General features: G+C 61.0%; 28 protein-coding genes. 16 read left to right on the forward strand and 12 right to left on the reverse strand.

Annotated elements, in window-relative coordinates; translation table 11 throughout:
* Positions 1-63: 63 nt before the first annotated feature.
* The 9 genes from rbfA to yedF all read left to right on the forward strand — a co-directional run bounded on the left by rbfA (position 64) and on the right by yedF (position 8,905).
* Positions 64-474 carry a 30S ribosome-binding factor RbfA gene (rbfA, locus tag AWX27_RS10990; protein ID WP_004933508.1) on the forward strand — a complete coding sequence of 137 codons (411 nt, stop codon included), beginning with the start codon at positions 64-66 and terminating at the stop codon, positions 472-474.
* Positions 474-1,418 carry a tRNA pseudouridine(55) synthase TruB gene (gene truB / locus AWX27_RS10995; RefSeq protein ID WP_060421943.1) on the forward strand — a complete coding sequence of 315 codons (945 nt, stop codon included), beginning with the start codon at positions 474-476 and terminating at the stop codon, positions 1,416-1,418. Before rbfA ends, truB begins: the two co-directional genes overlap by 1 nt.
* A gap of 124 nt (positions 1,419-1,542) precedes the next feature.
* Positions 1,543-1,812, forward strand: coding sequence for a 30S ribosomal protein S15 (rpsO, locus tag AWX27_RS11000; protein WP_004933502.1), 270 nt, complete (start codon positions 1,543-1,545; stop codon positions 1,810-1,812).
* 256 nt (positions 1,813-2,068) lie between these two features.
* Positions 2,069-4,186, forward strand: a complete 2,118-nt coding sequence (pnp, locus tag AWX27_RS11005; protein WP_047729246.1) for a polyribonucleotide nucleotidyltransferase — start codon at positions 2,069-2,071, stop codon at positions 4,184-4,186.
* 128 nt (positions 4,187-4,314) lie between these two features.
* A complete protein-coding gene (nlpI, locus tag AWX27_RS11010; protein ID WP_004933495.1) occupies positions 4,315-5,199 on the forward strand; it encodes a lipoprotein NlpI in 885 nt (294 codons plus the stop codon).
* Positions 5,200-5,321: 122 nt separating this feature from the next.
* Positions 5,322-5,396, forward strand: coding sequence for a protein YrbN (yrbN, locus tag AWX27_RS25470; protein ID WP_223182019.1), 75 nt, complete (start codon positions 5,322-5,324; stop codon positions 5,394-5,396).
* On the forward strand, positions 5,386-7,308 hold the full coding sequence (locus AWX27_RS11015) for a DEAD/DEAH family ATP-dependent RNA helicase (protein WP_033641661.1): 1,923 nt from the start codon (positions 5,386-5,388) through the stop codon (positions 7,306-7,308). The genes yrbN and AWX27_RS11015 overlap by 11 nt, the downstream gene beginning before the upstream one ends.
* A 146-nt stretch (positions 7,309-7,454) precedes the next feature.
* Positions 7,455-8,669, forward strand: a complete 1,215-nt coding sequence (gene yedE / locus AWX27_RS11020; protein WP_016929320.1) for a selenium metabolism membrane protein YedE/FdhT — start codon at positions 7,455-7,457, stop codon at positions 8,667-8,669.
* Positions 8,666-8,905: a sulfurtransferase-like selenium metabolism protein YedF gene (gene yedF / locus AWX27_RS11025; protein WP_004933486.1), complete on the forward strand. Its 240-nt coding sequence runs from the start codon at positions 8,666-8,668 to the stop codon at positions 8,903-8,905. Before yedE ends, yedF begins: the two co-directional genes overlap by 4 nt.
* A 38-nt stretch (positions 8,906-8,943) precedes the next feature.
* On the opposite strand, the gene AWX27_RS11030 is transcribed toward yedF, so the two are convergent.
* Positions 8,944-9,957 (reverse strand): luciferase-like monooxygenase, encoded by a 1,014-nt coding sequence (locus AWX27_RS11030; RefSeq protein ID WP_049288409.1) that lies wholly within the window; start codon positions 9,955-9,957, stop codon positions 8,944-8,946.
* Between the two features lie 230 nt (positions 9,958-10,187).
* Between AWX27_RS11030 and AWX27_RS11035 the strand changes: the two genes are divergently transcribed.
* The 3 genes from AWX27_RS11035 to AWX27_RS11045 are packed head-to-tail and all read left to right on the forward strand — an operon-like array spanning position 10,188 to position 13,434.
* Entirely contained in the window at positions 10,188-11,159 is a 972-nt protein-coding gene (locus tag AWX27_RS11035; protein ID WP_060421947.1) for an HlyD family secretion protein, read from the forward strand.
* Positions 11,141-12,295, forward strand: coding sequence for an ABC transporter permease (locus AWX27_RS11040; protein WP_049201576.1), 1,155 nt, complete (start codon positions 11,141-11,143; stop codon positions 12,293-12,295). The genes AWX27_RS11035 and AWX27_RS11040 overlap by 19 nt, the downstream gene beginning before the upstream one ends.
* A complete protein-coding gene (locus AWX27_RS11045) occupies positions 12,292-13,434 on the forward strand; it encodes an ABC transporter permease (protein ID WP_060421950.1) in 1,143 nt (380 codons plus the stop codon). Before AWX27_RS11040 ends, AWX27_RS11045 begins: the two co-directional genes overlap by 4 nt.
* A 35-nt stretch (positions 13,435-13,469) precedes the next feature.
* On the opposite strand, the gene AWX27_RS11050 is transcribed toward AWX27_RS11045, so the two are convergent.
* Both AWX27_RS11050 and AWX27_RS11055 read right to left on the reverse strand, forming a co-directional pair.
* Complete coding sequence (locus AWX27_RS11050) at positions 13,470-14,348, reverse strand: U32 family peptidase (protein WP_060421953.1); 879 nt, start codon at positions 14,346-14,348, stop codon at positions 13,470-13,472.
* Positions 14,349-14,359: 11 nt separating this feature from the next.
* The gene (locus AWX27_RS11055) at positions 14,360-15,355 is read right to left on the reverse strand and encodes a ubiquinone anaerobic biosynthesis protein UbiU (protein WP_060421956.1); all 996 of its coding nucleotides are present in this window, start codon (positions 15,353-15,355) and stop codon (positions 14,360-14,362) included.
* Between the two features lie 252 nt (positions 15,356-15,607).
* Between AWX27_RS11055 and AWX27_RS11060 the strand changes: the two genes are divergently transcribed.
* Positions 15,608-16,135: a ubiquinone anaerobic biosynthesis accessory factor UbiT gene (locus AWX27_RS11060; RefSeq protein ID WP_170311425.1), complete on the forward strand. Its 528-nt coding sequence runs from the start codon at positions 15,608-15,610 to the stop codon at positions 16,133-16,135.
* Positions 16,129-16,632 (forward strand): GNAT family N-acetyltransferase, encoded by a 504-nt coding sequence (locus AWX27_RS11065; protein WP_048321240.1) that lies wholly within the window; start codon positions 16,129-16,131, stop codon positions 16,630-16,632. The genes AWX27_RS11060 and AWX27_RS11065 overlap by 7 nt, the downstream gene beginning before the upstream one ends.
* Here AWX27_RS11065 and AWX27_RS11070 read toward each other — a convergent pair.
* The 4 genes from AWX27_RS11070 to speFL form a co-directional block, all read right to left on the reverse strand.
* Positions 16,619-16,924 carry a GIY-YIG nuclease family protein gene (locus AWX27_RS11070; protein WP_154618183.1) on the reverse strand — a complete coding sequence of 102 codons (306 nt, stop codon included), beginning with the start codon at positions 16,922-16,924 and terminating at the stop codon, positions 16,619-16,621. The genes AWX27_RS11065 and AWX27_RS11070 overlap by 14 nt on opposite strands.
* 86 nt (positions 16,925-17,010) lie before the next feature.
* A complete protein-coding gene (gene potE, locus AWX27_RS11075) occupies positions 17,011-18,327 on the reverse strand; it encodes a putrescine-ornithine antiporter (RefSeq protein WP_025305085.1) in 1,317 nt (438 codons plus the stop codon).
* 62 nt (positions 18,328-18,389) lie between these two features.
* Positions 18,390-20,552 carry an ornithine decarboxylase SpeF gene (speF, locus tag AWX27_RS11080; RefSeq protein WP_048232506.1) on the reverse strand — a complete coding sequence of 721 codons (2,163 nt, stop codon included), beginning with the start codon at positions 20,550-20,552 and terminating at the stop codon, positions 18,390-18,392.
* A 273-nt stretch (positions 20,553-20,825) separates the two neighbouring features.
* Complete coding sequence (gene speFL, locus AWX27_RS24885; RefSeq protein ID WP_004933443.1) at positions 20,826-20,930, reverse strand: leader peptide SpeFL; 105 nt, start codon at positions 20,928-20,930, stop codon at positions 20,826-20,828.
* Between the two features lie 433 nt (positions 20,931-21,363).
* Between speFL and AWX27_RS11085 the strand changes: the two genes are divergently transcribed.
* Both AWX27_RS11085 and AWX27_RS11090 read left to right on the forward strand, forming a co-directional pair.
* Complete coding sequence (locus AWX27_RS11085) at positions 21,364-21,804, forward strand: YhbP family protein (RefSeq protein ID WP_048321242.1); 441 nt, start codon at positions 21,364-21,366, stop codon at positions 21,802-21,804.
* 30 nt (positions 21,805-21,834) lie between these two features.
* Complete coding sequence (locus AWX27_RS11090) at positions 21,835-22,467, forward strand: NAD(P)H-binding protein (RefSeq protein ID WP_033652768.1); 633 nt, start codon at positions 21,835-21,837, stop codon at positions 22,465-22,467.
* Here the strand turns inward: AWX27_RS11090 and phnP are convergent.
* Genes phnP through phnL form a run of 5 tightly spaced genes read right to left on the reverse strand, consistent with a single transcriptional unit; the run spans position 22,424 to position 26,228 of the window.
* Entirely contained in the window at positions 22,424-23,206 is a 783-nt protein-coding gene (gene phnP / locus AWX27_RS11095) for a phosphonate metabolism protein PhnP (protein WP_033641671.1), read from the reverse strand. The two genes, AWX27_RS11090 and phnP, sit on opposite strands and share 44 nt — an antisense overlap.
* Positions 23,207-23,219: 13 nt before the next feature.
* On the reverse strand, positions 23,220-23,822 hold the full coding sequence (locus AWX27_RS11100; RefSeq protein ID WP_060421965.1) for a DapH/DapD/GlmU-related protein: 603 nt from the start codon (positions 23,820-23,822) through the stop codon (positions 23,220-23,222).
* Positions 23,819-24,388 (reverse strand): ribose 1,5-bisphosphokinase, encoded by a 570-nt coding sequence (gene phnN, locus AWX27_RS11105; RefSeq protein ID WP_060421968.1) that lies wholly within the window; start codon positions 24,386-24,388, stop codon positions 23,819-23,821. The genes AWX27_RS11100 and phnN overlap by 4 nt, the downstream gene beginning before the upstream one ends.
* Positions 24,388-25,524 carry an alpha-D-ribose 1-methylphosphonate 5-triphosphate diphosphatase gene (gene phnM / locus AWX27_RS11110; RefSeq protein ID WP_060421971.1) on the reverse strand — a complete coding sequence of 379 codons (1,137 nt, stop codon included), beginning with the start codon at positions 25,522-25,524 and terminating at the stop codon, positions 24,388-24,390. Before phnM ends, phnN begins: the two co-directional genes overlap by 1 nt.
* Entirely contained in the window at positions 25,524-26,228 is a 705-nt protein-coding gene (gene phnL, locus AWX27_RS11115; RefSeq protein ID WP_047729228.1) for a phosphonate C-P lyase system protein PhnL, read from the reverse strand. Before phnL ends, phnM begins: the two co-directional genes overlap by 1 nt.
* Positions 26,229-26,238: the final 10 nt, after the last annotated feature.

Genomic DNA, 26,238 nt, shown 5'->3' on the forward strand with positions numbered 1-26,238 from the left:
ACATCTGCTTATATCTGTTTACGGGGGGCCTTTGTGCCCCCCGATTTGTCTGGAGAATCCAAAATGGCAAAAGAATTCAGCCGCGGTCAACGCGTGGCGCAAGAGATGCAGAAAGAGATTGCGATCATTCTGCAGCGTGAAGTGAAAGATCCTCGCGTCGGCATGGCGACCGTTTCCGGCGTGGAAGTGTCCCGCGACCTGGCGTATGCCAAGGTTTACGTCACCTTCCTGAACGTGCTGACCGAGAACCACGATCCGGATCTGGTCACCAACGGCATTAAAGCGTTGCAGGACGCTTCCGGCTACATCCGCACCCTGCTGGGCAAAGCGATGCGCCTGCGCGTGGTGCCGGAGTTGACCTTCGCCTACGACAACTCCCTGGTGGAAGGCATGCGCATGTCCAACCTGGTGACCAACGTGGTGAAGAACGACGCCGAGCGCCGTTCCGCCTCAGGCGATGACAAGGAGGATTAATGAGTCGCCCTCGTCGCCGCGGCCGTGATATCCACGGCGTGCTGTTGCTGGACAAGCCGCAGGGCTTGTCATCCAACGATGCGCTGCAAAAAGTAAAACGCCTGTACAACGCCAACCGAGCGGGCCACACCGGCGCGCTCGATCCGTTGGCGACCGGCATGCTGCCTATCTGCCTGGGCGAAGCGACCAAGTTTTCGCAATACCTGCTCGACTCCGACAAGCGTTATCGGGTGATCGCCAAGCTGGGCCAGCGTACCGATACCTCCGACGCCGACGGCCAGATCGTGCAGGAGCGTCCGGTGAACTTCACCCAGGCGCAGCTCGACGCGGCGCTGGACACCTTCCGCGGCGACATCCAGCAGGTGCCGTCGATGTATTCGGCGCTGAAATACCAGGGCAAGAAACTCTACGAGTATGCGCGCCAGGGGATTGAAGTGCCGCGCGAAGCGCGCAGCATCACGGTGTACGAACTGCAGTTTATCCGCTGGGAAGGGGATGAGCTGGAGCTGGAGATCCACTGCTCGAAAGGCACCTACATCCGCACCATCACCGACGATCTCGGCGAGCTGCTGGGCTGCGGTGCGCACGTGATCTATCTGCGCCGCCTGCAGGTGGCGACTTATCCGATCGCGCGCATGGTGACGCTGGAACAGCTGAACGCTTTGCTGGCTCAGGCGCAGGAACAAGACATCGCGCCCGGCGAGCTGCTCGATCCGCTGCTGATGCCGATGGACAGCCCGGTTGAGAACTATCCGGAAGTGAATTTGCTGCCGGTGGTGGCGGGCTACGTCAAGCAGGGGCAACCGGTGCAAGTGGCCGGCGCGCCGGCTTCCGGCCTGGTGCGTATCACCGAGGGTGAAGAGCGAAAATTCATCGGCGTTGGTGACATCGCCGAGGACGGTCGCGTGGCGCCGCGCCGCCTGGTGGTCGAGCATTTCGACTGACGGCGGGGCACTGCGTCGCCTTGCGATCGCACTGCGCTAAGAGTAGAATGGCGCAGCTTATGCATTGGGTTGCTGAATTAGAGATCGGCGCCTGTTTTTATTATCTATAATCTGGAGTATTACAATGTCTCTAAGTGTTGAAGCTAAAGCTCAAATCGTAGCTGATTTCGGTCGTGGTACTAACGACAGCGGTTCTACCGAAGTTCAGGTTGCCCTGCTGACTGCGCAGATCAACCATCTGCAAGGCCACTTCTCCGAGCACAAAAAAGATCACCACAGCCGTCGTGGTCTGCTGCGTATGGTTTCTCAGCGTCGTAAGCTGCTGGACTACCTGAAGCGTAAAGATGTAGCACGTTACACCAGCCTGATCGAGCGTCTGGGTCTGCGTCGCTAATCTAGCAAGTTTCAGTGGAAAGGGGCCTATTTTGGCCCCTTTCTTCTAGGAAGCATAAGCAAATCAGGTTAATGTATTACTGATGTTTCCAAACAGGTTCTTCCGTTACAGAGGTTCGCGCGGCTAATGAGAGGCTTTATCTCCCGCCTGAGATAAGGATTGTCATTAGTCGCGAGGATGTAGTGAGAAGGCAAATCGAGTCACAGGCGTGTCGAGTCGTCAATGCGATTGCGCGCCGCTAATCAAGGATATAATTTTGCTGACACCGATCATTCGCAAATTCCAGTATGGCCAGCATACCGTCACCATCGAAACCGGTATGATGGCTCGTCAGGCCACTGCCGCCGTTATGGTGAGCATGGATGACACCGCCGTATTCGTTACCGTCGTTGGCCAGAAAAAAGCCAAGCCGGGCCAGAGCTTCTTCCCGCTGACCGTTAACTACCAAGAGCGTACCTACGCCGCCGGCCGTATCCCGGGCAGCTTCTTCCGTCGCGAAGGCCGTCCGAGCGAAGGCGAGACGCTGACTTCCCGTCTGATTGACCGTCCGATCCGCCCACTGTTCCCGGACAGCTTCCTGAACGAAGTTCAGGTGATCGCGACCGTGGTTTCCGTTAACCCGCAGGTGAACCCGGACATCGTTGCGATGATCGGTGCTTCCGCGGCCCTGAGCCTGTCCGGTATTCCGTTCAACGGCCCAATCGGCGCAGCGCGCGTGGGTTACATCAACGACCAGTACGTACTGAACCCAACGACTGACGAACTGAAAGAAAGCCGTCTGGATCTGGTGGTTGCCGGTACTGCGGGTGCGGTGCTGATGGTTGAATCCGAAGCGGACGTGCTGAGCGAAGACCAGATGCTGGGCGCCGTGGTGTTCGGCCACGACCAGCAGCAAGTGGTTATCGAAAACATCAACGCGTTGGTTGCCGAAGCCGGCAAGCCGAAGTGGGATTGGCAGGCGCCTGCGGTCAACGAAGCGCTGCACGCGCGCGTGGCTGAACTGGCCGAAGCTCGCCTGGGCGACGCTTACCACATCACCGAAAAACAAGAGCGCTACGCTCAGGTTGACGCGATCAAAGACAGCGTCGTTGAAACCCTGCTGGCGCAGGACGAGACTCTGGATGCCTCTGAAATTCAAGACATCCTGGGCAACGTCGAGAAAAACGTGGTGCGCAGCCGCGTACTGCGTGGCGAGCCGCGTATCGACGGCCGTGAAAAAGACATGATCCGTGGTCTGGACGTGCGTACCGGCGTACTGCCGCGCACCCACGGTTCCGCGCTGTTCACCCGTGGTGAAACTCAGGCGCTGGTTACCGCGACCCTGGGCACCGCGCGCGACGCACAGAACCTGGACGAGCTGATGGGCGAAAAGACCGACAGCTTCCTGTTCCACTACAACTTCCCTCCGTACTCCGTGGGCGAAACCGGCATGGTCGGTTCACCTAAGCGTCGTGAAATCGGTCACGGTCGCCTGGCGAAACGCGGCGTATTGGCTATGATGCCTAAACCGGAAGATTTCCCGTACACCGTTCGCGTGGTGTCTGAAATCACCGAATCCAACGGTTCTTCTTCCATGGCTTCCGTGTGCGGCGCGTCTCTGGCGCTGATGGACGCTGGCGTGCCAATCAAGGCTGCCGTTGCGGGTATCGCGATGGGCCTGGTGAAAGAAGCCGATAACTTTGTGGTTCTGTCCGACATTCTGGGTGACGAAGATCACCTGGGCGACATGGACTTCAAAGTGGCCGGTAGCCGCGACGGTATCACCGCGCTGCAGATGGACATCAAAATCGAAGGCATCACCCGCGAAATCATGCAGGTGGCTCTGAACCAGGCCAAGGGCGCGCGTCTGCACATCCTGGGCGTGATGGAACAGGCTATCAGCACCCCGCGCGGCGATATCTCCGAATTCGCACCGCGTATTCATACTATCCGCATCAACCCGGATAAAATCAAAGACGTGATCGGTAAGGGCGGTTCCGTTATCCGCGCACTGACCGAAGAGACTGGCACTACCATCGAAATCGAAGATGATGGTACAGTTAAAATCGCTGCGACCGACGGTGAGAAGGCGAAATTCGCTATCCGTCGTATCGAAGAGATCACGGCAGAGATCGAAGTGGGCCGTATCTATCAGGGTAAAGTGACCCGTATCGTTGATTTCGGCGCGTTCGTCGCTATCGGCGGTGGTAAAGAAGGTCTGGTACACATTTCTCAGATCGCCGACAAGCGCGTCGAGAAAGTGACCGACTATCTGCAGATGGGTCAGGAAGTGCCGGTTAAGGTGCTGGAAGTTGACCGTCAGGGCCGCGTGCGTCTGAGCATCAAAGAAGCGATGGCGCCGGAAGCGGGTTCACCTGCGCCTGAAGCAGAATAACTGTATAGATAGTTTTACAGCTCCCCACCATGGGGTTGGGAGCTGTTCGTATCGCGCGGGTAGGATGCCCGCGTTTTAGCAAACGGAGGACAGGACGTTCATCCAATGTTTGTCTTCGGGAGTGGGAAATGAAGCCTTTCTTGCGCTGGTGTTACGTTGCGACAGCACTCATGCTGGCAGGATGCAGCAACCATGATTGGCGTAAAGACGAAGTTTTGGCAATCCCGTTGCAGCCAACGTTGCAGCAGGAAGTGATCCTGGCGCGCATGGAACAAATTCTTGCCAGCCGGGCACTGACGGACGACGAACGCGCACAGCTTTTATATGAGCGCGGTGTGCTGTATGATAGCCTCGGGTTACGTGCATTAGCGCGCAATGATTTCTCGCAGGCGCTGGCGATACGTCCCGACATGCCGGAAGTTTTCAACTACCTGGGCATTTACTTAACGCAGGCAGGCAATTTTGATGCTGCCTATGAAGCGTTTGATTCTGTACTAGAGCTTGATCCAACTTACAATTACGCGCGTTTAAACCGGGGCATCGCACTGTATTATGGCGGCCGCTTCCCGTTGGCGCAGGATGATCTGCAGGCGTTTTATCAAGACGACCCAAACGATCCCTTCCGTTCGTTATGGCTGTATCTGGTGGAGCGAGAAATCGATCCCAAGAAGGCCGAGGTAGCGCTTCAGCAGCGCTATGACAAAGCGGACAGAGGGCAATGGGGATGGAATATTGTCGAATTCTACCTGGGCAAGATCAGCGAAAAAACGCTGATGGAACGCCTCAAGGCAGATGCAACGGATAACACTTCGCTCGCTGAGCATCTCAGTGAAACTGACTTCTATTTGGGTAAACACTACCTGAGTCTGGGGGACAAGGACACCGCTTCGGCGCTGTTCAAACTGACGGTGTCTAACAACGTTCACAACTTCGTTGAGCACCGCTATGCATTGTTGGAATTGGCGCTTTTGGGCCAAGAGCAAGACGACCTATCGGAATCGGACCAGCAATAGCTGACGAACACTTATCAGCCTGATGGACATTGGTTTTTAACCAAAGTTATCGCCTTCACGGGCGAGGGCTTTTTTGTTCGTTTTATAATCTAATTTGAGCCGGTTCACACTTTTCAATGAAAATGACTGAAAATTTTCTCGACGAGTTATGTAGACTGGCTGCCATTATTAATGAGGCACGTGTACATGACGACTGAGTTTGAAACCTCTTTTGCTGATCTGGGGCTGTCTGCTCCAATCATTTCCGCCCTGAACGATCTGGGCTATGAAAAACCATCTCCGATCCAGGCTGAGTGTATTCCTCACCTGTTGAACGGCCGCGACGTGCTGGGCATGGCACAGACCGGTAGTGGTAAAACTGCAGCGTTCTCGCTGCCGCTGCTGCACAACCTGCAGGCAGACCTGAAAGCACCTCAGATCCTGGTGCTGGCACCGACCCGCGAACTGGCGGTTCAGGTTGCTGAAGCGATGACCGATTTCTCCAAACACATGAACGGCGTCAACGTGGTAGCCCTGTACGGCGGCCAGCGTTACGACGTGCAGCTGCGCGCTCTGCGCCAGGGCCCGCAAATCGTTGTGGGTACCCCAGGCCGCCTGCTGGACCACCTGAAGCGCGGCACCCTGAACCTCTCTAACCTGAGCGGTCTGGTGCTGGATGAAGCCGACGAAATGCTGCGCATGGGCTTTATCGAAGACGTAGAAACCATCATGGCTGAGATCCCGGCTGAACATCAGACCGCGCTGTTCTCCGCCACCATGCCGGAAGCGATCCGTCGCATCACCCGCCGCTTCATGAAAGAGCCGCAGGAAGTGCGCATCCAGTCCAGCGTGACCACCCGTCCGGACATCAGCCAGAGCTACTGGTCGGTCTACGGCATGCGTAAAAACGAAGCGCTGGTGCGTTTCCTGGAAGCTGAAGACTTTGATGCGGCGATCATCTTCGTGCGCACCAAGAACGCGACCCTGGAAGTGGCCGAAGCGCTGGAGCGCAGCGGTTACAGCAGCGCCGCGCTGAACGGCGACATGAACCAGGCGCTGCGTGAGCAGACCCTGGAGCGCCTGAAAGACGGTCGTCTGGATATCCTGATCGCGACCGACGTTGCGGCCCGTGGCCTGGACGTTGAGCGCATCAGCCTGGTTGTCAACTATGACATCCCGATGGACTCCGAGTCTTACGTTCACCGTATCGGCCGTACCGGTCGTGCGGGCCGCGCCGGCCGCGCGCTGCTGTTCGTGGAAAACCGCGAACGCCGCCTGCTGCGCAACATTGAACGCACCATGAAGCTGACCATCCCGGAAGTGGAACTGCCGAACGCAGAACTGCTGGGTGAGCGTCGTCTGGCCAAGTTCGCCGCAAAAGTTCAGCAGCAGCTGGAAAGCAGCGATCTGGATCTGTACCGCGCACTGCTGACCAAACTGCAGCCGGAAGAAGAGCTGGATATGGAAACCCTGGCCGCAGCGCTGCTGAAAATGGCACAGGGCGAACGTCCGCTGATCCTGCCACCGGATCCGGTCTTCAAGCCGCGTCAGCGCCGCGAGTTCAACGACCGTGACGATCGTCGCGGTGACCGTCGCGACAGCCGCGATAGCCGTGACGGCGACCGTCCGCGTCGCGAACGTCGTGACGTTGGCGAAATGCAGCTGTACCGCATCGAAGTGGGCCGTGACGATGGCGTAGAAGTCCGTCACATCGTTGGCGCTATCGCTAACGAAGGCGACATCAGCAGCCGTTACATCGGTAACATCAAGCTGTTTGCTTCCCACTCCACCATCGAGCTGCCAAAAGGCATGCCGGGCGAGATCCTGAATCACTTCACTCGCACCCGCATTCTGAACAAGCCGATGAACATGCAGCTGCTGGGCGATGCACAGCCGTTCGAACGTCGCGAGCGTCGTGACGGTGGCAACGGTGGCGAGCGTCGTGGTAACGGTCGTCCGTTCAACGGCGAACGTCGCGAAGGCGGCCCACGTCGTTCCTTCGGCGAACGTCGTGAAGGCGGCAACGGCGGCGAGCGTCGTGGCGGTAACTACAACCGTGACGGCAAACCGGCGCCACGCCGTGATGACGGCGCACCGGCAGCACCACGTCGTCGTTTCGGCGACGCGTAATCGCTGATTCACCGTTCGCGGTGAAGCGCTCTGAAAAACCAGCCTGCGGGCTGGTTTTTTTATGCCTGAAAGTTGCCGTCAAACGTCCCCGAATGGCGTATCATTCATAAGGTTTTTTCTTACGGATGATATGTACGGGAGATGCCATGAGTTGGCAGCAGTTCAAATCTCAATACCTGGTGCGCTTTTGGGCGCCGCTGCCGGCGGTGATCGCCGCCGGGATCCTTTCTACCTACTACTTCGGCATGACCGGCACCTTCTGGGCGGTGACCGGCGAATTCACGCGCTGGGGCGGCCATGTGCTGCAGTGGTTCGGCCTGCACCCTGAGCAGTGGGGCTATTTCAAGGTTATCGGCCTGCAGGGCACGCCGCTGGAGCGCATCGACGGGCGCATGATCATCGGCATGTTCGCCGGCTGCATCGCCGCCGCGCTGTGGGCTAACAACATCAAGCTGCGCCAGCCGCAGCACCGCATTCGCATCGTGCAGGCGCTGCTGGGCGGCATTATCGCCGGTTTCGGCGCGCGCCTGGCGATGGGCTGTAACCTGGCGGCGTTCTTCACCGGCATTCCGCAGTTCTCGCTGCACGCCTGGTTCTTCGCGCTGGCGACTGCCGCGGGTTCGTACTTCGGTGCCAAATTCACGCTGCTGCCGATGTTCCGCATCCCGGTCAAATTGCAAAAGGTGAAGGCCGCCGCGCCGCTGACGCAGAAACCTGAGCAGGCGCGCCGCCGCTTCCGGTTGGGCATGGCGGTCTTCGGCCTGGCGGTGGCCTGGTCGCTGTGGACGCTGTTCGATGCGCCGAAACTCGGCATCGCCATGCTGTTCGGCATCGGCTTCGGTCTGCTGATCGAACGCGCGCAGATCTGCTTCACCTCGGCGTTCCGCGATCTGTGGATCACCGGCCGCACCCACATGGCGAAAGCCATCATCATCGGCATGGCGGTGAGCGCTATCGGCATCTTCAGCTACGTGCAGCTCGGCGTGGCGCCGAAAATCATGTGGGCCGGCCCGAATGCGGTGCTGGGCGGCTTGCTGTTTGGCTTCGGCATCGTGCTGGCCGGCGGTTGCGAGACCGGCTGGATGTACCGTGCGGTGGAAGGGCAGGTGCACTACTGGTGGGTGGGGCTGGGCAACATCATCGGCGCTACGCTGCTGGCCTATTACTGGGACGATCTGGCGCCGGCGCTGGCGACCGACTACGACAAGATCAACCTGCTCGACACCTTCGGCCCGATCGGCGGCCTGCTGGTGACCTACCTGCTGCTGGCGCTGGCCTTCGCCGCCATGCTGTGGTGGGAGAAACGCTTTTTCCGCGCCCGGCCTGAGGCGCAGGTGGTGAATTTGAGGAGCATGCCATGAAAGAGACGACGATAGTGCCGGACTACCGGCTGGACATGCTGGGCGAGCCTTGTCCGTACCCGGCGGTGGCGACGCTGGAGGCGATGCCGCAGCTGAAGCCGGGGGAAATCCTGGAGGTGATCAGCGATTGCCCGCAGTCGATCAACAACATCCCGCTCGATGCGCGCAACCACGGCTACAAGGTGCTGGATATCCAGCAGGACGGGCCGACCATCCGCTATCTGATCCAGCGTTAACGCCGAGGCGGTGGGGTTCCCCACCGCCTTTTCGCGTTTTATCCCTTCACGACGTCGCCTTTCACTCCGGCGACAATCTCGAACGAACGCAGCCGCGCCTGATGATCGAAGATCTGGCCGTTGACCATGATCTCGTCGGCATCGGTTTCACGCAGCAGCGTTTGCAGCCCGTGGCGCACGGTTTTTTCATCGCCGACGATCGACATCCGCAGCGCCTGCTCGACGCCGTATTGCTCACCGGCGGTCCACAGCGCGTGGATGTTATCCACCGGCGGCGGCAGTGGGCCAGGCGAACCGCGGCGCAGGTTGATGAACTGCTGCTGCATCGAGCTGAACAGGAAGCGCGCATCGCTATCGCTGTCGGCGGCGATCACGTTGACGCACACCATGGCGTGCGGCTGCGCCAGCTGTTTGGACGGTTTGAAGTTCTCGCGGTACAGCTGCAGCGCCTGGAACAGCATATCCGGGGCGAAGTGCGAGGCGAAGGCGAACGGCAGGCCGAGCTGCGCCGCCAGCTGCGCGCTGTAGAGGCTGGAGCCGAGCAGCCAGAGCGGCACGTGCAGCCCCTGGCCCGGCACCGCCTGCACCGGCTGGCCGGGCTGCGCGTCGCAGAAGTAGTTTTGCAGCTCCTGCACGTCGCGCGGGAAGGTATCCACATCGCCGGACAGGTGGCGGCGCAGCGCCATCATGGTGCGCTGATCGGTGCCGGGCGCGCGGCCCAGCCCCAGGTCAATGCGCCCTGGGTAAAGCGACTCCAGCGTGCCGAACTGTTCGGCGATCACCAGCGGCGCATGGTTCGGCAGCATCACGCCTCCGGAGCCGAGGCGAATGCTCTGGGTGCCGGCGGCCAGATAGCCCAGCAGCACCGAGGTGGCGGCGCTGCCGATGCCGGTCATGTTGTGGTGCTCGGCCAGCCAGTAGCGCCGGTAGCCCCAGCGTTCGGCGTGCTGCGCCAGATCCAGCGAACAGTGGAAAGCGTCGCGCGCTTTGGCCCCTTGCGGGATTGGCGATAAATCCAGTACCGACAGCGGTACGGCAGTGTTTTCAGTCATGACATCGTCCATCAGAGAGTGGATCGCTTAAAGGGCGATTGCAGGAGTCTGCATACCAAAAAGCCGAAAGTGATGCTTTTTAGTGTTAAAAGCATAATCCAATTTATAGTTATAAAAGAGGAGATATGTGCTTGTGATATCCTCATGAGAGCAATGGTGTTTTTTGGAGCAATTTGAGATATGGAAATGATGATCCCCGCCCGCCGCTTACCGTTCCGGGAGCCGATATAATGAAAAAAAAGACGTTGTTTACCCTGTTGCTGATGATGGTGGCGATCGCATTGGCGATCCTGTTCCGCGCGCATAATCAGGAACTGTTACTGCAGGGTGAAGTGGACGCCCCCGAAGTGATCGTCGCTTCCAAAGCGAAAGGCCGGGTGGTTGAACGCTTGATCGAACGCGGCGACGACGTGAAAAGCGGCCAGCTGATTATTCAGCTCGACAGCCCCGAACTGATGGCGCAGCTGCGTTCCGCGCAGGCGACGCGCGACGAAGCCAAGGCGCAGCTCGATCAGTCGCTGCACGGCACCCGTGAAGAGAGCATCCGCAACCTGCGAGCCAACCTGGCGCAGGCCGAGGCGCAGTACCGCAACGCGCAAAACGACTACAACCGCAACCTGAGCGTGTCCGGCAAGGGCTATATCTCGAAGTCCGAGCTGGACGCTTCGCGCCGGTCGCGCGATACCGCCTTCCAGCAGGTGCAGGCGGCCAAGGCCAACCTGGACGAAGGTATCAACGGCGACCGCGTCGAGCTGCGGCAACAATACGCGGCGGCGCTGCGGGCGGCGGAAGAGAACCTGCTGCAGATCCAGGCGCAGAGCGACGATCTGCAGGTGAAAGCGCCGGTAGACGGCGAAGTGGGGCCGATCCCGGCCGAAGTGGGCGAATTGCTGAACGCCGGCAGCCCGCTGGTGACGCTGATCCGGGTGCCGGACGCCTACTTCGTGTTTAACCTGCGCGAAGACATCCTGGCCCACGTGCGCAAAGGCGACAAGGTCAAGCTGCGGGTGCCGGCGCTGAAGGACAAAATGATCGACACCGAGGTGCGCTACATCGCGCCGCTGGGGGATTACGCCACCAAACGCGCCACCCGTGCCACCGGCGACTTCGACCTGAAAACCTTCGAAGTGCGCCTGTATCCGTCACAGCCGGTGGACGGCCTGCGTCCGGGGATGAGCACCTTATGGCAATGGAAAGAGTAAGGGCCGGCTGGCGCTGCTTCAGTCACGCGTTCGATAAAGAGTGCCGCGTCGCCTTTCGCAGCCCGGTGGTGCACTGGCTGAGCTGGATCTTTCCACTGATCCTGTTTGGGCTGATCAGCAGCAACTTCTCCGAAGGCACGCTGCTCGATCTGCCGGTCTCGGTGGTGGACAGCGATCACAGCCCGCTGTCCAAGTCGCTGACGCGGCGGTTGGACGCCGGGTCGCACGCCCACGTCGAGGCCTACGGCGGCGGGCTGCCGGAGTCGCTGAACCGCCTGCGCAGCGCGCAAGATTACGCGTTGCTGTACATCCCGCCGGACTTTGAGGCTAACGCGCTGTCGGGCAAGCAGCCGAGCGTGGTGATGTATTACAACGCGCTGTTCTACGGCGCCGGGCTGTACTCCACCCAGGACTTCGGCGGCCTGATGAACGAAATCAACGCCAGCACCCGCAGCATCATCGCCACCGAGATGGGCAAATCGCTGCCGCCGCTGGCGGATGTGACGCTCTCTTACGGCAGCCTGTTCAACGCCAGCGGCAGCTATATCTATTATCAGCAGTTTGCCGCTACCATTCACCTGCTGCAGCTGTTCGTGGTGACCTGCATGATCTACGTGCTGGCACGCAGCAAATCGCTGCTGCAGGCCAAGCCGTTCAGCCTGGCGCTGCTCGGCAAGCTGGCGCCTTACACGCTGTGTTTCACCACCCTGCTGATGGTGGAGATCGCGGCGCTGGTGGGCATCTTTGACGCCCGCGTCAGCGGCAACCCGCTGTTTATGCTGATGATCGGCCTGTTTTACGTGATGGCGGCGCAGAGCATCGGCCTGTTGCTGTACACTTTTACCGGCAGCACCATCACCGCCTACAGCCTGATCGGTATTTTGGTCAGTATCGCGATGACCTTCTCCGGCATGGCGGTGCCTGAGCTGTCGATGCCGCTGCCGGCGCGCATCATTTCCAACATCGAACCGCTGACCCACGCGCTGTACGCGATGTTCGACGTGTTCCTGCGGCAGGTGCACGCCAGCGCCATCTTCAGCGTGTGTGCGCTGCTGGCGGTCTACCCGCTGGTGGCCGCGCTGCTGGTGCGCAATCGCCTGCCGGCGCGGCTGGAAAAAGAGGGGAACGCCGGATGAAGCTCTATTGGCAAACCTTCGTTAAGGTACTGCTCGGCATGCTGGAGCGGCCGGTGTGGCTGATGCTGATCCTGTCGCTGTGCATCATGAGCATGGTGTACGCCAACCGCACGGTGTGGGATCTGCCGGTGGGGGTGGTCGATCAGGACCACAGCACCGCCAGCCGGAAGCTGATCCGTCAGCTGGACGCCACGTCCAAGATAGCGATTGAAACCTACGACAGCCTGGAACAGGCGCAGCGCGATCTCGGCTGGCGCAAGCTGTTTGCGGTGATCATCATGCCGGTGGATCTGGAGAAGAAGATCCTCAGCGGGCAGAACATCGTGGTGCCGGTGTACGGCGATGCCACCAACCGCCTGGCCAACGGCCAGATCCAACAGGACGTGGTGGCGGCCTATCAGCAACTGCTGACGGAGTACAACAACGGGCTGCTGCTGCGCAGCGGCTTCAGCGAACGGCAGGCGCAGATACTGCTGACGCCGATACTGGGGCAAACGCTGGACGTGTTTAACCCCGGCATCAGCTTCGCGGCGATCATCTTCCCCGGCCTGCTGGTGATGCTGCTGCAGCACTCGCTGCTGATCGCCTGTATCCGCGTCAACATCGCCATGAAGAGCATGCCCGGCGGCAAGGCGCCGCTGGCGGCGCACCTCGGCGGGCTGACGGCGCTGCTGCCGATCTGGCTGTTCCTGTCGATCGTGCTGTTCGTGCTGTGGCCGTGGGTATTGGGCTACAGGCAGACGGCGAACATCGCCGAACTGCTGCTGCTGACCTTCCCGTTCCTGCTGGCGGTACTGGGGCTGGGCAAGCTGGTGACCGAGTGCCTGCGCAGCGTCGAAATGATCTACCTGACGCTGGCGTTCATTACCACGCCGATCTTCTACCTGTCCGGCACCATCTGGCCGCTGCAGTCGATGCCGGCCTGGGTGCGCGCCATCTCGTACAGCATTCCCTCCACCTGGGGCACCAAGGCGATCGCCGGCGTCAACCAGATGGGGCTGTCGCTGAACGAAGTGTGGGGCGACGTGATGATGATGCTGGTGCTCGGCGTGGTCTACACCCTGCTGGGCTTCGGCGTCGGCTTCTTGCGCAACAGCGTGGCGCTGCGCGGGATGTTCAGGAAGCGGCGGGCGAGTTGATTGAAAACTCCCCTCCGTGAGGAGGGGAGCGAGGATCACCCCACCAACTCCAACCCGGCCACGCGGCGCCAGTAGCCGTTGCAGTCGGCATGGTCGGTCAAGGTCAGCGGCTGCTCGCCGCGTTCGTTGGCGCGGAAGGCATCGATTTGCGCCAGCGTCTCGGCGCCCTGCGGCGATAGCCGCACGATGTCCACCAGCCCCTGCATGCTCGGCAGCTCGTTGCCGAGGTTGTAGCAGTAGCCGCTCATGGTCTGGATGCCGTTGAGCACGAACACCTGCTGTTGCTCCTGCGAACGCATCATGCGGCCCTGCGGATACTTGATGCAGCAGGTTTCGCACTCGTCCTTGCCGCGGTTCTCCGAGCGGGCGGTGAAGCAGCGCGCCGAGTAGGCTAGCGGCAGGTGGCCGTAGCTCAGCACCTCCACCTCGAAGTCGTGGCGGAACCCCAGCTCGTCGCACTGCGTCAGCAGGTTGGCCAGCCAGTCGCGCGACAGCTCGACCGGCATGCACCAGCGCATCATGCCCTGGCGGCGCAGCAGGCGCAGGGTATAGGCGTTGTAGCAGTTCAGCGCATGGCCGGCGACGTACGGCAAGCCGCGTTCCGCCGCCATGTTCACCGCGCCCAGATCGTTGGCTTCCAGCAGGAACTCGCCGTTCTCCACATAGCGTTTCAGCTCATTCAGCTCGGACGGTGCCTGCAGCAGCGCCAGCGTGGAGATCACCACCTGCTTACCGCTGCGGGCGATCTCGCGCGCCAGCGCCAACCAATCGCCGACCTTCATCTCGCGCCGCTTGGTGCAGACGCTCTCGCCGAGGTAAATGATATCGGCGCTGCTCTCCGTCGCCTGTTGATAGAACGCCGCGACGTCATTTTTCGGCCAGTAGTAGAGTACCGGCCCCAGTGCGTATTTCATGTTTCCTCCGGCTACTGCCATTTGCGGTGATAGGCGCCCAGCGTGGTCTGGGTGCCCTCGGACATCGCGCCCAGCGTCTCCATCCAGGCGGCGTCGGCGCGGTAGGCGGCCGGATCGGCCTGGCAGCGGTCGATCGCCTGGCGCCAGACGCGCGCCACCTGGCTGACGTAAGCCGGGCTGCGCTGGCGGCCTTCGATCTTCACCGAGGCGATGTTGGCGGCCAGCAGCTCCGGCAGCAGCTCCAGCGTATTGAGGCTGGTGGGCTCTTCCAGCGCGTGGTAGCGCACGTCGTCCACCAGATAGCGGCCCTTGCACAGCGTCGGGTAACCGGCGTTTTCATGATCCTGGTAGCGGTCGATCAGCACGTCGTTCAGGCGCGACTCCATGCCCTGCGGGGTTTGCTGCCAGCGCACGAAACGCGCCGGCGAACAGGCGCCGACGGTGTTCGGCGACTCGCCGGTCAGGTAGGAAGAGAGGTAGCAGCGCCCCTCGGCCATGATGCACAGGCTGCCGAAGGCGAACACTTCCAGCGGCACCGGGCTGGTGCGCGCCAGCTGTTTCACCTGATGCATCGACAGCACGCGCGGCAGCACCACCCGGCCCACGTCGAAGTTGCGCTGGTAGAAACGGATCGCCTCTTCGTTGGTGGCGGAGGCCTGCACCGAAACATGGCGCTCCAGCTGCGGGTAGCGTTGGGCGGCGTATTCCAGCATCGCCAGATCCGCCAGAATCAGCGCGTCGGCGCCCAGCTGGGCCGCCATATCCACCGCGCGCTGCCAGCGGGCGTAGCCGTCGGGATGGGCGAAGGTGTTGATGGCGATATGCAGCTTGCGGCCGCGGCGGTGCACGTAATCGACCGCTTCCTGCAGCTTTTTCTCGGTGAAGTTGAGGCCGGCGAAGTGGCGCGCGTTGGTATCGTCTTTCAGGCCGATGTAAACGGCGTCGGCGCCGTTATCCACCGCGGCCTTCAGGGCCGGCAGGTTGCCGGCGGGACAAAGCAGCTCCATAGATTTATCCTGGCTTAGCCGTGCGCCCGGCCGGGCGCACGCTGTCTTTAAAGGTTGCCGACGGCGGTGTTCCGCCGGCAAACGCGAATCGGGGAGGCCATTTTAGGCAAAGGGGCGCACACAGGTTTTGATTTGGGGCAGCTTATGGCGTATTGATAAACATGGCGGTGAAATGCACTATTTGTTGATATAGACCGCTGAAGCCGCGTGCCAGTGTGGCAAAATAGCGGTAGTCCGTATTGAAAGGAGTGGATGACCGTGTTGGAACAACTACGAGCACGCCTTGTGCGCCAGGGGCCGTCGCTGCTGCGCATCCCGCTGAAATTCACGCCGTTCGCCCTGCAGCGCCAGCTGCTGCAACAGGTGCTGAGCTGGCAGTTCCGCCAGGCGTTGGCGGATGGGGATCTGGAATTTCTCGAATCGCGCTGGTTGAAGATCGAAGTTCGCGATCTGGCGCTACAATGGTTTATGACGGTAGAAAACGACAAACTGGTGGTCAGCCAGCACGCCGAAGCGGACGTCAGCTTCAGCGGTGACGCCAACGATCTGATCCTGATCGCGGCGCGCAAGCAAGATCCGGATACGCTGTTCTTTCAGCGTCGGCTGCAGATTGAAGGGGATACCGAATTGGGCCTGTATGTGAAAAATTTGATGGACGCCATCGAGCTGGAAAGCATGCCCGCGCCGCTGCGCATGGGGCTGTTGCAGTTGGCTGATTTTGTCGAAGCAGGGTTGCAGGAGGGCACGGCGTCGGCTTCCCGTGTGGCGGTATCATGCTGATCCGCGTAGAGATCCCGGTAGACGCGGCGGGCATCGATGCCTTGCTGCGCCGCGCCTTTGGCCGCGACGACGAAGCCGATCTGGTGCAGCAGCTGCGCGAAGACGGCCTGCTGACGCTGGGCGTGGTCGCCACTGACGACGAAGGCGGGGTAGTGGGTTACGCCGCGTTCAGCCCGGTGGACGTGGCCGGCGAAGACCGCCAATGGGTGGCGCTGGCGCCGCTGGCGGTAGACGAAAGCCTGCGCCGCCAGGGGCTGGCTGAAAAGCTGGTGTACGAAGGCTTGGATTCGCTGAACGAATTCAGCTACGCCGCGGTGGTGGTGCTGGGCGATCCTGCTTACTACGGCCGCTTCGGCTTTAAACCGGCCGCCGCCTATGGCCTGCACTGCCGTTGGCCGGACACGGAAAGCGCGTTCCAGGTCTACCCGCTGGCGGAAGACGCCCTGAATGGCGTTAGCGGCGAAGTGGCTTTTTCGGCGCCGTTTAATCGCTTTTAACGACCGGAAATAGATACTCCAACGACAGCGGCGGGTGACTCACCAGCCGCTCTTTTTGTATTTTGCTCAGCTGTTTGACGCGGTATTCCAGCTTCAGCGCCGTTGAGCGATCCCCCACCAGGCAGTGAAACGCCAGCGTCAATTCCCCTTTGCCGCGCAGCGCCTTGGCGCCTTTGCCGGCCTGATGCTGCGCCAGGCGGCGCGCCACGTCGGTGGTAATGCCGGTATACAGCATGCCGCTCGGTAAACGCAGCATGTAGAGGTGCCAGAGAGTGGGGGAAGTGTCGGTCATCGTACGCCGTTTCGGTGGCCAGGGTCGGCGTATGATGGCATGTTCGCCATCACAATCCCATCCCCGGCCGCCGGAGCCTTACCGCTTTACCCCTTTTTTCCCGCCAGCTCGAAGCGCGGCGAAACGATGCCGTACAGCGTCCAGCCGAGGAAGGTGGCGATGGCGCCCCACATCATCGCTTCTTCACCGGAGCTGTAGAGCGCATAGAAGCTGTACAGCGCGCCGATGCCGGCGATGATATTGGCGATGCGCGCCTTGTTGTCCGGCACCTTCGCCACTTTCTGAATAATGACCAGCGCCGCCATCGACAGGATGTAAGGGATGATGTTGGTCACCACCGCCAGGTTCACCAGCACGTTGAACTGCTTGTTCAGCGACGGGCTGATGGTCATCAGCGACAAACCGCTCTGGATGACGACGATGGTCAGCATGCCTTTAACCGGCGCGTCGGCCTTGCTCAGCTTGGAGAAGATTTTCGGGAAGAAGCCGCTGTCGGCGGAGGATTTGAACACCTGAGCGATGGTGAACTGCCAGCCGAGCAGCGAGCCGACGCAGGACATGACCATCAACGCCATGATGATCTTGCCGACCGTCGGGTTGAACATGTGGGAGAACGCCAGCCCGAACGGGGCGGTGGAGTTGGCCAGATCCATGTTCGGCACGATGCCGGCGATCACGTTGGTCGAAATGATATAGATCACCGCCGCGCTGAGGGTGCCGCCCAGTACGGCGATCGGCACGTTGCGCTCCGGATTTTCCACCACGTCGGTGTTGGCGCAAGCGGATTCCAGCCCCAGGAACGCCCACAGGGTCATTGAGATCGAGGCGCCGATGGCTTCGAAGGTCGGCACCTGATGCGGGTTCCAGGCGGCGACGTAGGCGCTGCCGCTGAACCAGTACCAGCCGATGACCGAGATGCCCACCACCGGAATGATCACGCCCCAGACGGTGATGCCGCTGATTTTGCCGGTGATGCGCGCGCCGCCGAAGTTGGCGACGGTCGCCAGCCACAGCACGCCGATGGTGGCGATACAGATCCCGAGCGGGCTGAGCGTGGTGTCGAACAGCTCGGTGCCGTAGCCGACGGCGGAAATGGCGATGGCGATATTGGCGATCAGCAGCGAAACACCGTAGGTGTAGTTCGCCATGAAGTTGCCTGATTTACCGAAGGCGTATTCGGCGTAGCCGCCCATGCCGCCGGATTTACGGCTGAACATGCCGCATTTGGCGAAGGCGTAGGCCAGCGCCATCGAGCCGACGGCGGTCACCAGCCAGGAAACGATCGAAATCGTGCCTACTTCGGCCAGCTTGGTCGGCAGCATAATTATGCCGGAACCCATCATATTCACGGCGGTCAGGATCGTTAATTGCACGACCCCCATTTTATTATTGGACTTACTCATGATCATTTTCTCTTTTAGGATGCGATCCGGGCGGCGAGAATAATCACCGCCCCGTAAGGTGATTAATTTTTCATGACGTAGCCGTAAGCGCGGTTCCAGCCGTCCTCATCCTGTTGGATATAAACGCCTTGCAATTCCGGCGCGAATCCCGGCAATAAGTTGATGCCTTCTTCCAGTGCCAGGAAATAACGCTGCGCGGCGCCACCCCAAATTTCGCCGGGCACCACGCACAGCACGCCTGGTGGGTAAGGCAGGGCGCCTTCGGCGGCGATGCGGCCCTCGGCCTTGGCCAGCGACACCAATTCCACATTGCCGCGCACGAACTCGGTATTGGCGTCCTGCGGATTCATCACCACGCGCGGGAAATAACTTTTGCGGAACATCTCTTTTTGCAGCTCTTTAACGTCGTAGCTGACGTAAAGGTCGTGCATTTCCTGGCACAGCTGGCGGATGGTGTAGTTTTTGTAGCGCTGCTGGTGGTTTTTATAGACCGCAGGCAGCACCTCGCTGAGCAGGGAGTTCTGCTCGATGTGCTTCTCGAAGCGGGCGATCAGGGCCACCAGATGCTGCATCTTGGCGATGTCTTCCGCCGGCGTCAGCAGGAACAGGATCGAGTTGAGATCGCATTTTTCCGGCACGATGCCGTTTTCACGCAGGTAGTTGGCCAGAATGGTCGCCGGGATGCCGAATTCGCTGTAGCTGCCGGTGGCGGTATCGATGCCCGGCGTGGTGAGCAGCAGTTTGCACGGATCGACGAAGTACTGCGACTCGGCATAGCCCTCAAAGGCGTGCCACTTCTCGCCGGGCACGAAGTTGAAGAAGCGCAGATCGTTGGCCATCGCCGCGGTGTCATAGGCCTGCCACGGCTTGCCGTCGATCTGATCCGGCACGAACGGTTTGATCATCGTGCAGGTATCCAGCAGCATTTTGCGCGCTTCGATACCCACGCGCACGCACTCCTGCCACAGGCGCTGGCCGCTTTTGCCCTCGTGCATCTTGGCGTTGACGTCCAGCGCGGCGAACAGCGGATAGAACGGGCTGGTGGAGGCGTGCAGCATAAACGCGTTGTTGAAGCGCTTATGGTTGCAGTAGCGGCTCTGCCCCTTGATGTGCTTGTCTTTTTTGTGGATCTGCGAGGTTTGCGAGAAGCCGGCCTGCTGTTTGTGCACCGACTGGGTGACGATGATGCCGGGATCGTTTTCGTTCAGCTCCAGCAGCAGCGGCGAGCAGTCTTTCATCATCGGAATGAACTGCTCATAGCCCACCCAGGCGGAGTCGAACAGGATGTAATCGCACAGGTGGCCAATCTTGTCGACCACCTGGCGGGCGTTGTAGATGGTGCCGTCGTAGGTGCCGAGCTGGATGATCGCCAGGCGGAACGGGCGGGCTTCGTTGGCGCGTTCCGGCGCCACTTCGCGGATCTGTTGGCGCAGGTAGCGTTCGTCGAAGCAGTGCGCGTCGATGCCGCCGATAAAGCCGAACGGGTTGCGGGCGGTTTCCAGGTAAACCGGCGTGGCACCGGCCTGGATCAACGCGCCGTGGTGGTTGGATTTATGGTTGTTGCGGTCGAACAGCACCAGATCGCCGCGCGTCAGCAGGGCGTTGGTCGCCACCTTGTTCGAGGCCGAGGTGCCGTTGAGCACGAAGTAGGTCTTGTCGGCGTTGAACACCTTGGCGGCGTGCTGCTGCGCGGCGCAAGGCGCGCCTTCGTGGATCAACAGATCGCCCAGTTTGACGTCGGCGTTGCACATGTCGGAGCGGAAAAGCGTTTCGCCGTAGAAGTCGAAGAACTGGCGGCCCGCCGGGTGTTTGCGGAAGAACTCGCCGCCCTGGTGGCCTGGGCAGGCGAAGGTGGCGTTGCCCATTTCTACGTATTGCGTCAGCGTGTTGAAGAACGGTGGCAGCAGCTCGCTCTCATATTTGGCGGCGGCGGCCTCCAGCTGTTTGCCGTAGAACTGGGTATTCTTGCCGCACAGCTCAAACACGCCGTGCAGCGCCGGCAATACGGCGTTATCCAGCTCTTCTTCGCAGCACACGGCGACGAACAGCGGAATGTTCAGGCCGTGCTCTTCGATGCGCGCCAACATACCTTGCGTGACGTCGTCTACCGACAGCACGATGGCGGCGACGTCATTAAAATCGCTGTGATGCACATCGACGATGTCGCGTTCAGTTTCAAAGCAGCCGAGGGTTTGGGTGTTGGCGGCGATTTTTAATTTTTTCATTTTTCTCATTCTTCAGGCAAAGGCAGTCCGCCGGCAAATAATTCCATTTGCCGTTAACGCCTTCACGAAAATAAAGGTGTGCGAGAACCCAGCGATGCCGAAAGGCATTAACTGTGTTCGCTGTTTTATTTAGCTTGGATGCGCTTGGCCGAAATTAAGAATGAATTGCGTGTCCTTCCCGGTTAGCGAGAAAGAGATATTATCACCGGCGTGCGGAGAATAAGTAAAAACGCAATGACACTCTTATCAACGGCGTAAGAGCGAGGGGGAGGGTTATCTGTAGTTGAAGAATGCGAAGCTAAAGCAGCTACGATGAGCCATCATCATAATATGGGTTGTGCGCCTGATATGCGCCATTTTTCGGTTATTGTTTTCCATTTTCTAATCCACCTTGCTGAGTGAAAAGATGGCGCTATTTTAACGCAAGGTGGGCTAAAAATCGTGATAAAAGTCACATAAATGCCGGTGTTTATAAATAACTATTCACCTGTTATGCAGTGGGTTGCATAAACAGCGTTCAGGCGGGCTAACGGGCATGTAAACGAATTGCTAATCGGAGCCGGGCGGTTACGCTAAATTTGCATGCCGTCAGGATAGGAAAAATAAAATCGCGCGATTAACCGGTTGCATAACGATCAAATAAATCCGTCTTGTATTTTTTATGTTATAAATCCGCTTCGGGCTTAAATTAATAAAAATGCATTTATTGTGTTTTTATATTCACTTTTGGTTTTTGATGATTATCGTTATTTGTGACTCGCCTCAACAACGCAGGGTAAGATGAAGTGAGTGAACAGGGAGGCGAGTAACCTTGAATACCCCAGAACAACGGCAGCAGATTGCGGATTTCATCGGCAAACAACACGTCTTGACGCTGTGCGCCGGCGACGGCCTCGACATGTGGTGCGCCAACTGTTTTTACGTGTTCGACGCCGCGACGATGGCGCTGTGGCTGATGACCGAACCGCACACCCGCCACGGCGGGCTGATGCTGAACAACGGCCGGGTGGTTGGCACCATCGCGCCGAAGCCGAAAAGCATCGCGCTGATCCGCGGCGTGCAGTATCGCGCCGAGGCGGTGCTGCTGAGCGGCGAAGAAGCCGAGGCGGCGCGCGCGCGTTACTGCAAGCGCTTCCCGATCGCCAGAGCGATGAAGGCCGCGGTTTGGCGGTTGGATCTGCACGAGGTGAAGATGACCGACAACACCCTCGGCTTCGGCAAGAAGCTGCATTGGGCGCGGTCTATACTTTAAGTCGACGTATTGATTACAACGGGAGATTGCATGGCGCGAGCACTGTTAGTCGGCGCAACCGGGCTGGTGGGGCGCGAGTTGCTGCAGCTGTTGCAAAGCGATCCGCAGATAACGGCCATCGTGGCGCCGACGCGCACGCCGCTGCCGCCGCACGGCAAGCTGACCAACCCGGTCGGCGATGCGTTGTTCGAACTGCTGAGTAGCCTGCAGCAGCCGGTCGATCTGGTGTTCTGCTGCCTGGGCACCACCCGCCGGGCGGCGGGCAGCGCCGATGCCTTCCGCTACGTCGATTATCAACTGGTGGTGGAGAGCGCGCTGACCGGCCGCCGCTTGGGGGCGCAGCACTGTCTGGTGGTAAGCGCGCTGGGCGCCAACGCGGATTCCACCTTCCTGTATAACCGCACCAAAGGCGAGATGGAGCAGGCGCTGCGCGAACAGCACTGGCCGCGCCTGACGCTGGTGCGGCCTTCTATGCTGGTGGGGGATCGCCCTGCGCCGCGCCTGATGGAGCGCCTCACGCTGCCGCTGTTCAGGCTGCTGCCCGGCAAATGGCGCGCCGTCTCCGCCAAAGACGTGGCGCAGACGCTGCTGCAGCAGGCGTTCACGCCGGGCGAAGGAGTCAGGGTGCTGGAGTCGGATCGGCTGCACTGCTACCGAGGCTGACGCTGAGGTGATCGAACGCCAGCTCCAGCCCGGCGGGCAGTTCGTTGTCCAGCAGCCACAGATCGAGATGATGGCTGATGTGCGTCAGCAGCGTGCGTTTGGGCTGCAGCAACCGCTGCGTCTCCTGCGCGCGGGTCAGGTCATTGTGGTTGCGCGGCGCCTGCGGCTGCGGCGGCAGGCTGCAATCGAGCACCAGCAGATCCAGCGCCACGTTTTGCAGATAGTCGGCGGTGGCCGGCGGCAGGCCGACGGTGTCGGTCAGGTAGGCCAGCGCAGCGCCCGCCGCCTGGATCAGATAGCCGTGGGTCAGCTTGGAGTGTTGCAGCGGCAGCGGGGTGATGCGCATGCCGCCCAGCTCGACGGTGGCAAAGGGCGCCAGCGGCGGCTGAAACGCCAGAATGCCGGGGTGTTTGAACAGATCGTCGCAGCCCTGTTCATCCGGCGGGCCATACACCGGAATAGAATTTCCGCACCCCCAACGCAAAGGAAATAACCCCTGAACGTGATCCATGTGGTAATGTGTCAGTAAAAAACGTTGAATTTGCCCCGCCGAAAATCGCCGCTCCAAAGCCGGTAATCCCGCATCCAATAAGGTCGTTTCCCCCTGATAGTTAAGCATGGCGCTGCACGCTCGCCGTCGAAATGCCGGCTCGCGCCGCGCCCGTTGGCAGATCAGGCAGTCGCAGCCGAACACCGGCACTTGCTGCGCGCCGCCGGTGCCGAGAAAGGTCAGTTGCATCGCTCCCCCTCCGTTAAAGGTATTTCTCCGCGAAGCGGTTGATGTCGCGAAAATCCGCCAGCCGCGCCTGCAGCGTGGCGTGATCCCAGTGCCACCACTGGCTGCGTTCGATGCGTTCTATCAGCGCGTCGTCAAAGCGCATGCCGATCTTCTTGGCCGCCACGCCGGCGACGATGCTGTAAGGCTCCACGTCCTTGGTGACCACCGCCGCGCTGCCGATCACCGCGCCGTTACCGACGCTGACGCCCGGCATCAGAATGGCGTTATGGCCGATCCACACGTCGTGGCCGACGGTGACGTGGTGCTCGCGTCGCCAGTCGAAGAACGCCGCGTCGTCTTCCCCCAGCCCGTATTCGGAGGCGCGGTAGGTAAAGTGGTGCTGCGCGATGCGCTGGTAGGTCGGGTGGTTGCCGGGATTGATGCGCGCATAGGAGGCGATGGAGACGAACTTGCCGAGGGTGGCGTAAAAGATCTGGTTGTGCCCGGCGGTGTAGGAGTAGTCCCCCATCTCCACCTCTTCCAGGATCGCATCGTCGGCCAGATGCACATACTGGCCGAGCCGGGTGCGGTTAAGGGTCACGTTGTCGCCGATTTTCGGCTGGGCAAAGTCGTTCATGGCGTCGCGTCCTGAGCTTGTCGGGTGGCGGTAGGCAGCAGCGCCAGCAGCGCCGCCAGGGTGTCGTCGAGTGGGCCATCGTTGTGCAGCACCCGGCAGCCGGCGGGCAGACTCTGCTGATATTCTGCCGCCCGCGCCAGCCGCTGCTCGATCTGTTCGGCGCTTTCTCGCCCGCGATCCTGCAGGCGCTGGCGCAGGATCCCGGTGCTGACCTGCAGGCACACCGGCAGCAGCTGCGCGCCATAGCGCTGCTGCGCCTGCGGCAGGTGGGCGCGCGAACCGTTGACCGCCACGTCGATCCCCTGCAGCAGCCAAAGATCCACTTCGATCCCAAACGCGTAGCGCTGCTGGTGGGCCTGCCAGTCGAGTGCGAACAGCCCCTTGGCGCGACGGCGCAGAAATTCCGGTTCGCTCAGCGCGATATGATTCTCGCAGCCGGCGTCCGCCGGCCGGGTGATGTAACGGTGCGCCACCAGCGGCGCGCGGTCGGCGTCGGCCCGCAGCGCGGCCAGCAGGCTGTCCTTGCCTGCGCCGGAAGGCCCCATCAGATAGATGAGCCGCGCCATCAGAACACCTGCCTGCCCTGGCGCCACACGTTCTGCACGTAAACGTGCTCGCCGTGCGGCCGCGCCAGCACCAGATCCGCCCGGAGCCCTTCGGCGAGGGTGCCGCGATCCTGCAGATCCAGCGCCCGCGCCGGGTTGCGGGTGATCATGCGCACCGCCTGGGGCAGATCGTAGGCGTTGCGCTCGTCCGCCGCGAGGCGAAACGCCGCGTCCAGCAGGCTGGCCGGGTAATAATCGGAAGAGAGAATATCCAGCACCCCCAGCGCCGCCAGGTGATGCGCCGCCACGTTGCCGGAGTGGGAACCGCCGCGCACGATGTTCGGCGCACCCATCAGCACCTGCAGGCCCTGCTGGTGCGAGGCGCGGGCGGCCGCTTCGGTGGTGGGGAACTCGGCGATGGCGCTGCCCAGCGCGCAGGATTCGGCCACGTGCGCGGCGGTGGCGTCGTCATGGCTGGCCAGCGAGATGCGGCGTGCGCGGCAGTGGGCGGCGATCGCCTCGCGGTTCGGCGCGGCCCAGCGGGCGGACAGGGCGATCTGCTGCTCCTCGTACTCGCTCATCTGCTGGTCGTTGAGGTGGTATTTGCCCTGATAGTATTCGCGGTATTTTTCGCGCGAGGCGAACTGGCGCTGGCCCGGCGAGTGGTCCATCAGCGACACCAGCGACACGCCCGGCTTGTCCATCAGCTGTTCGAACAGCGGCAGGGTGCTCTCGTGCGGCAGCTCGCAGCGCAGGTGCAGCCGGTGCTCGGCGCGGTTCACCCCGGCGCGCTGGCTGTGGATCACCGCGTCGATCATCTTCTGCAGGTTTTCCAGCCGGTGGCCGCCATCGCGCACGTCGCCGATCGCCACCGCGTCCAGCACCGTGGTGATGCCGTTGGCCACCATCAGCGCGTCGTGGCTGCTCATCGCCGAATGGGCCGGCCAGTCAACGTTCGGGCGCGGGGTAAAGAACTTGTCCAGGTTGTCGGTATGCAGTTCGATCAGCCCCGGCAGCAGCCAGCCGCCGTCGCCGTCCAGCGCCTGCGGCAGCCGGCTCGGGCCGTCGGCGAAGCTGCGGATCACGCCGTCCTGCATCTCCAACGAGCCTTGCACCACCTGGTCATCCAGCACCAGCTTAACGTTATTGACGATCATCAGAGGGCCTCCAGCGCCTGCGGCGCCTGCATGTCATAAAGCCGGTCGGCGACCTGTTGGCGGACGCCTTCATCGTGAAAAATGCCGACGATCGCCGCGCCGCGCGCCTTGGCGCGTTCGATAAGCTGCACCACCGCCGCGCTGTTGCGGCTGTCGAGCGAGGCGGTCGGTTCGTCCAGCAGCAGAATGGGGTAATCGACGATAAAGCCGCGCGCGATGTTCACCCGCTGCTGCTCGCCGCCGGAGAAGGTGGACGGCGCCAGCGGCCACAGGCGCTGCGGCACGTTGAGCGCCGCGAGCAGCGCTTCGGCGCGTTCACGGCACTCGGCGCGCTCGACGCCCTGTTCCAGCAGCGGCTGCATCACCACCTCCAGCGCGCTGATGCGCGGGATCACCCGCAGGAACTGGCTGACCCAGCCCAGCGTATGGCGGCGCACCGCCAGAATTTGGCGCGCATCGGCGCTGACCATGTCCAGCCAGTCGCCCTGGTGGTTGATCCAGATATGGCCGCTGTCCGGCAGGTAGTTGGCGTACAGCGAGCGCAGCAGGGTGGATTTGCCGCTGCCGGAGTGGCCGTGCAGCACCACGCATTCGCCGCCGTGGACCGTCAGGTTGGCGTCGTGCAGCACTGGCAGGCGGGTGCCGTACTGCTGGTGCAGCACAAAGGTTTTACTGAGATGTTCAACTCGGATTTGCATAGTCATCTGTTATCGC

The sequence above is a fragment of the Serratia sp. 2880STDY5682894 genome (genome assembly GCF_001537385.1).
Classification (GTDB): Bacteria; Pseudomonadota; Gammaproteobacteria; order Enterobacterales; family Enterobacteriaceae; genus Serratia; species Serratia nevei.

What these genes read in the sequence shown, in the direction of transcription:
- speF (WP_048232506.1), bottom strand. Translation starts at nt 20,552, where the DNA reads ATGAAAAAATTAAAAATCGCCGCCAACACCCAAACCCTCGGCTGCTTT.
- phnL (WP_047729228.1), bottom strand. Translation starts at nt 26,228, where the DNA reads ATGACTATGCAAATCCGAGTTGAACATCTCAGTAAAACCTTTGTGCTG.
- AWX27_RS11070 (WP_154618183.1), bottom strand. Translation starts at nt 16,924, where the DNA reads ATGACCGACACTTCCCCCACTCTCTGGCACCTCTACATGCTGCGTTTA.
- phnP (WP_033641671.1), bottom strand. Translation starts at nt 23,206, where the DNA reads ATGCAACTGACCTTTCTCGGCACCGGCGGCGCGCAGCAAGTGCCGGTG.
- phnN (WP_060421968.1), bottom strand. Translation starts at nt 24,388, where the DNA reads ATGGCGCGGCTCATCTATCTGATGGGGCCTTCCGGCGCAGGCAAGGAC.
- AWX27_RS11050 (WP_060421953.1), bottom strand. Translation starts at nt 14,348, where the DNA reads ATGAAATACGCACTGGGGCCGGTACTCTACTACTGGCCGAAAAATGAC.
- AWX27_RS11035 (WP_060421947.1), top strand. Translation starts at nt 10,188, where the DNA reads ATGAAAAAAAAGACGTTGTTTACCCTGTTGCTGATGATGGTGGCGATC.
- rbfA (WP_004933508.1), top strand. Translation starts at nt 64, where the DNA reads ATGGCAAAAGAATTCAGCCGCGGTCAACGCGTGGCGCAAGAGATGCAG.
- rpsO (WP_004933502.1), top strand. Translation starts at nt 1,543, where the DNA reads ATGTCTCTAAGTGTTGAAGCTAAAGCTCAAATCGTAGCTGATTTCGGT.
- AWX27_RS11060 (WP_170311425.1), top strand. Translation starts at nt 15,608, where the DNA reads ATGACCGTGTTGGAACAACTACGAGCACGCCTTGTGCGCCAGGGGCCG.
- AWX27_RS11015 (WP_033641661.1), top strand. Translation starts at nt 5,386, where the DNA reads ATGACGACTGAGTTTGAAACCTCTTTTGCTGATCTGGGGCTGTCTGCT.
- potE (WP_025305085.1), bottom strand. Translation starts at nt 18,327, where the DNA reads ATGAGTAAGTCCAATAATAAAATGGGGGTCGTGCAATTAACGATCCTG.
- AWX27_RS11065 (WP_048321240.1), top strand. Translation starts at nt 16,129, where the DNA reads ATGCTGATCCGCGTAGAGATCCCGGTAGACGCGGCGGGCATCGATGCC.
- truB (WP_060421943.1), top strand. Translation starts at nt 474, where the DNA reads ATGAGTCGCCCTCGTCGCCGCGGCCGTGATATCCACGGCGTGCTGTTG.
- AWX27_RS11090 (WP_033652768.1), top strand. Translation starts at nt 21,835, where the DNA reads ATGGCGCGAGCACTGTTAGTCGGCGCAACCGGGCTGGTGGGGCGCGAG.
- AWX27_RS11040 (WP_049201576.1), top strand. Translation starts at nt 11,141, where the DNA reads ATGGCAATGGAAAGAGTAAGGGCCGGCTGGCGCTGCTTCAGTCACGCG.
- phnM (WP_060421971.1), bottom strand. Translation starts at nt 25,524, where the DNA reads ATGATCGTCAATAACGTTAAGCTGGTGCTGGATGACCAGGTGGTGCAA.
- AWX27_RS11030 (WP_049288409.1), bottom strand. Translation starts at nt 9,957, where the DNA reads ATGACTGAAAACACTGCCGTACCGCTGTCGGTACTGGATTTATCGCCA.
- AWX27_RS11045 (WP_060421950.1), top strand. Translation starts at nt 12,292, where the DNA reads ATGAAGCTCTATTGGCAAACCTTCGTTAAGGTACTGCTCGGCATGCTG.
- nlpI (WP_004933495.1), top strand. Translation starts at nt 4,315, where the DNA reads ATGAAGCCTTTCTTGCGCTGGTGTTACGTTGCGACAGCACTCATGCTG.
- AWX27_RS11055 (WP_060421956.1), bottom strand. Translation starts at nt 15,355, where the DNA reads ATGGAGCTGCTTTGTCCCGCCGGCAACCTGCCGGCCCTGAAGGCCGCG.
- speFL (WP_004933443.1), bottom strand. Translation starts at nt 20,930, where the DNA reads ATGGAAAACAATAACCGAAAAATGGCGCATATCAGGCGCACAACCCAT.
- yedE (WP_016929320.1), top strand. Translation starts at nt 7,455, where the DNA reads ATGAGTTGGCAGCAGTTCAAATCTCAATACCTGGTGCGCTTTTGGGCG.
- AWX27_RS11100 (WP_060421965.1), bottom strand. Translation starts at nt 23,822, where the DNA reads ATGAACGACTTTGCCCAGCCGAAAATCGGCGACAACGTGACCCTTAAC.
- yedF (WP_004933486.1), top strand. Translation starts at nt 8,666, where the DNA reads ATGAAAGAGACGACGATAGTGCCGGACTACCGGCTGGACATGCTGGGC.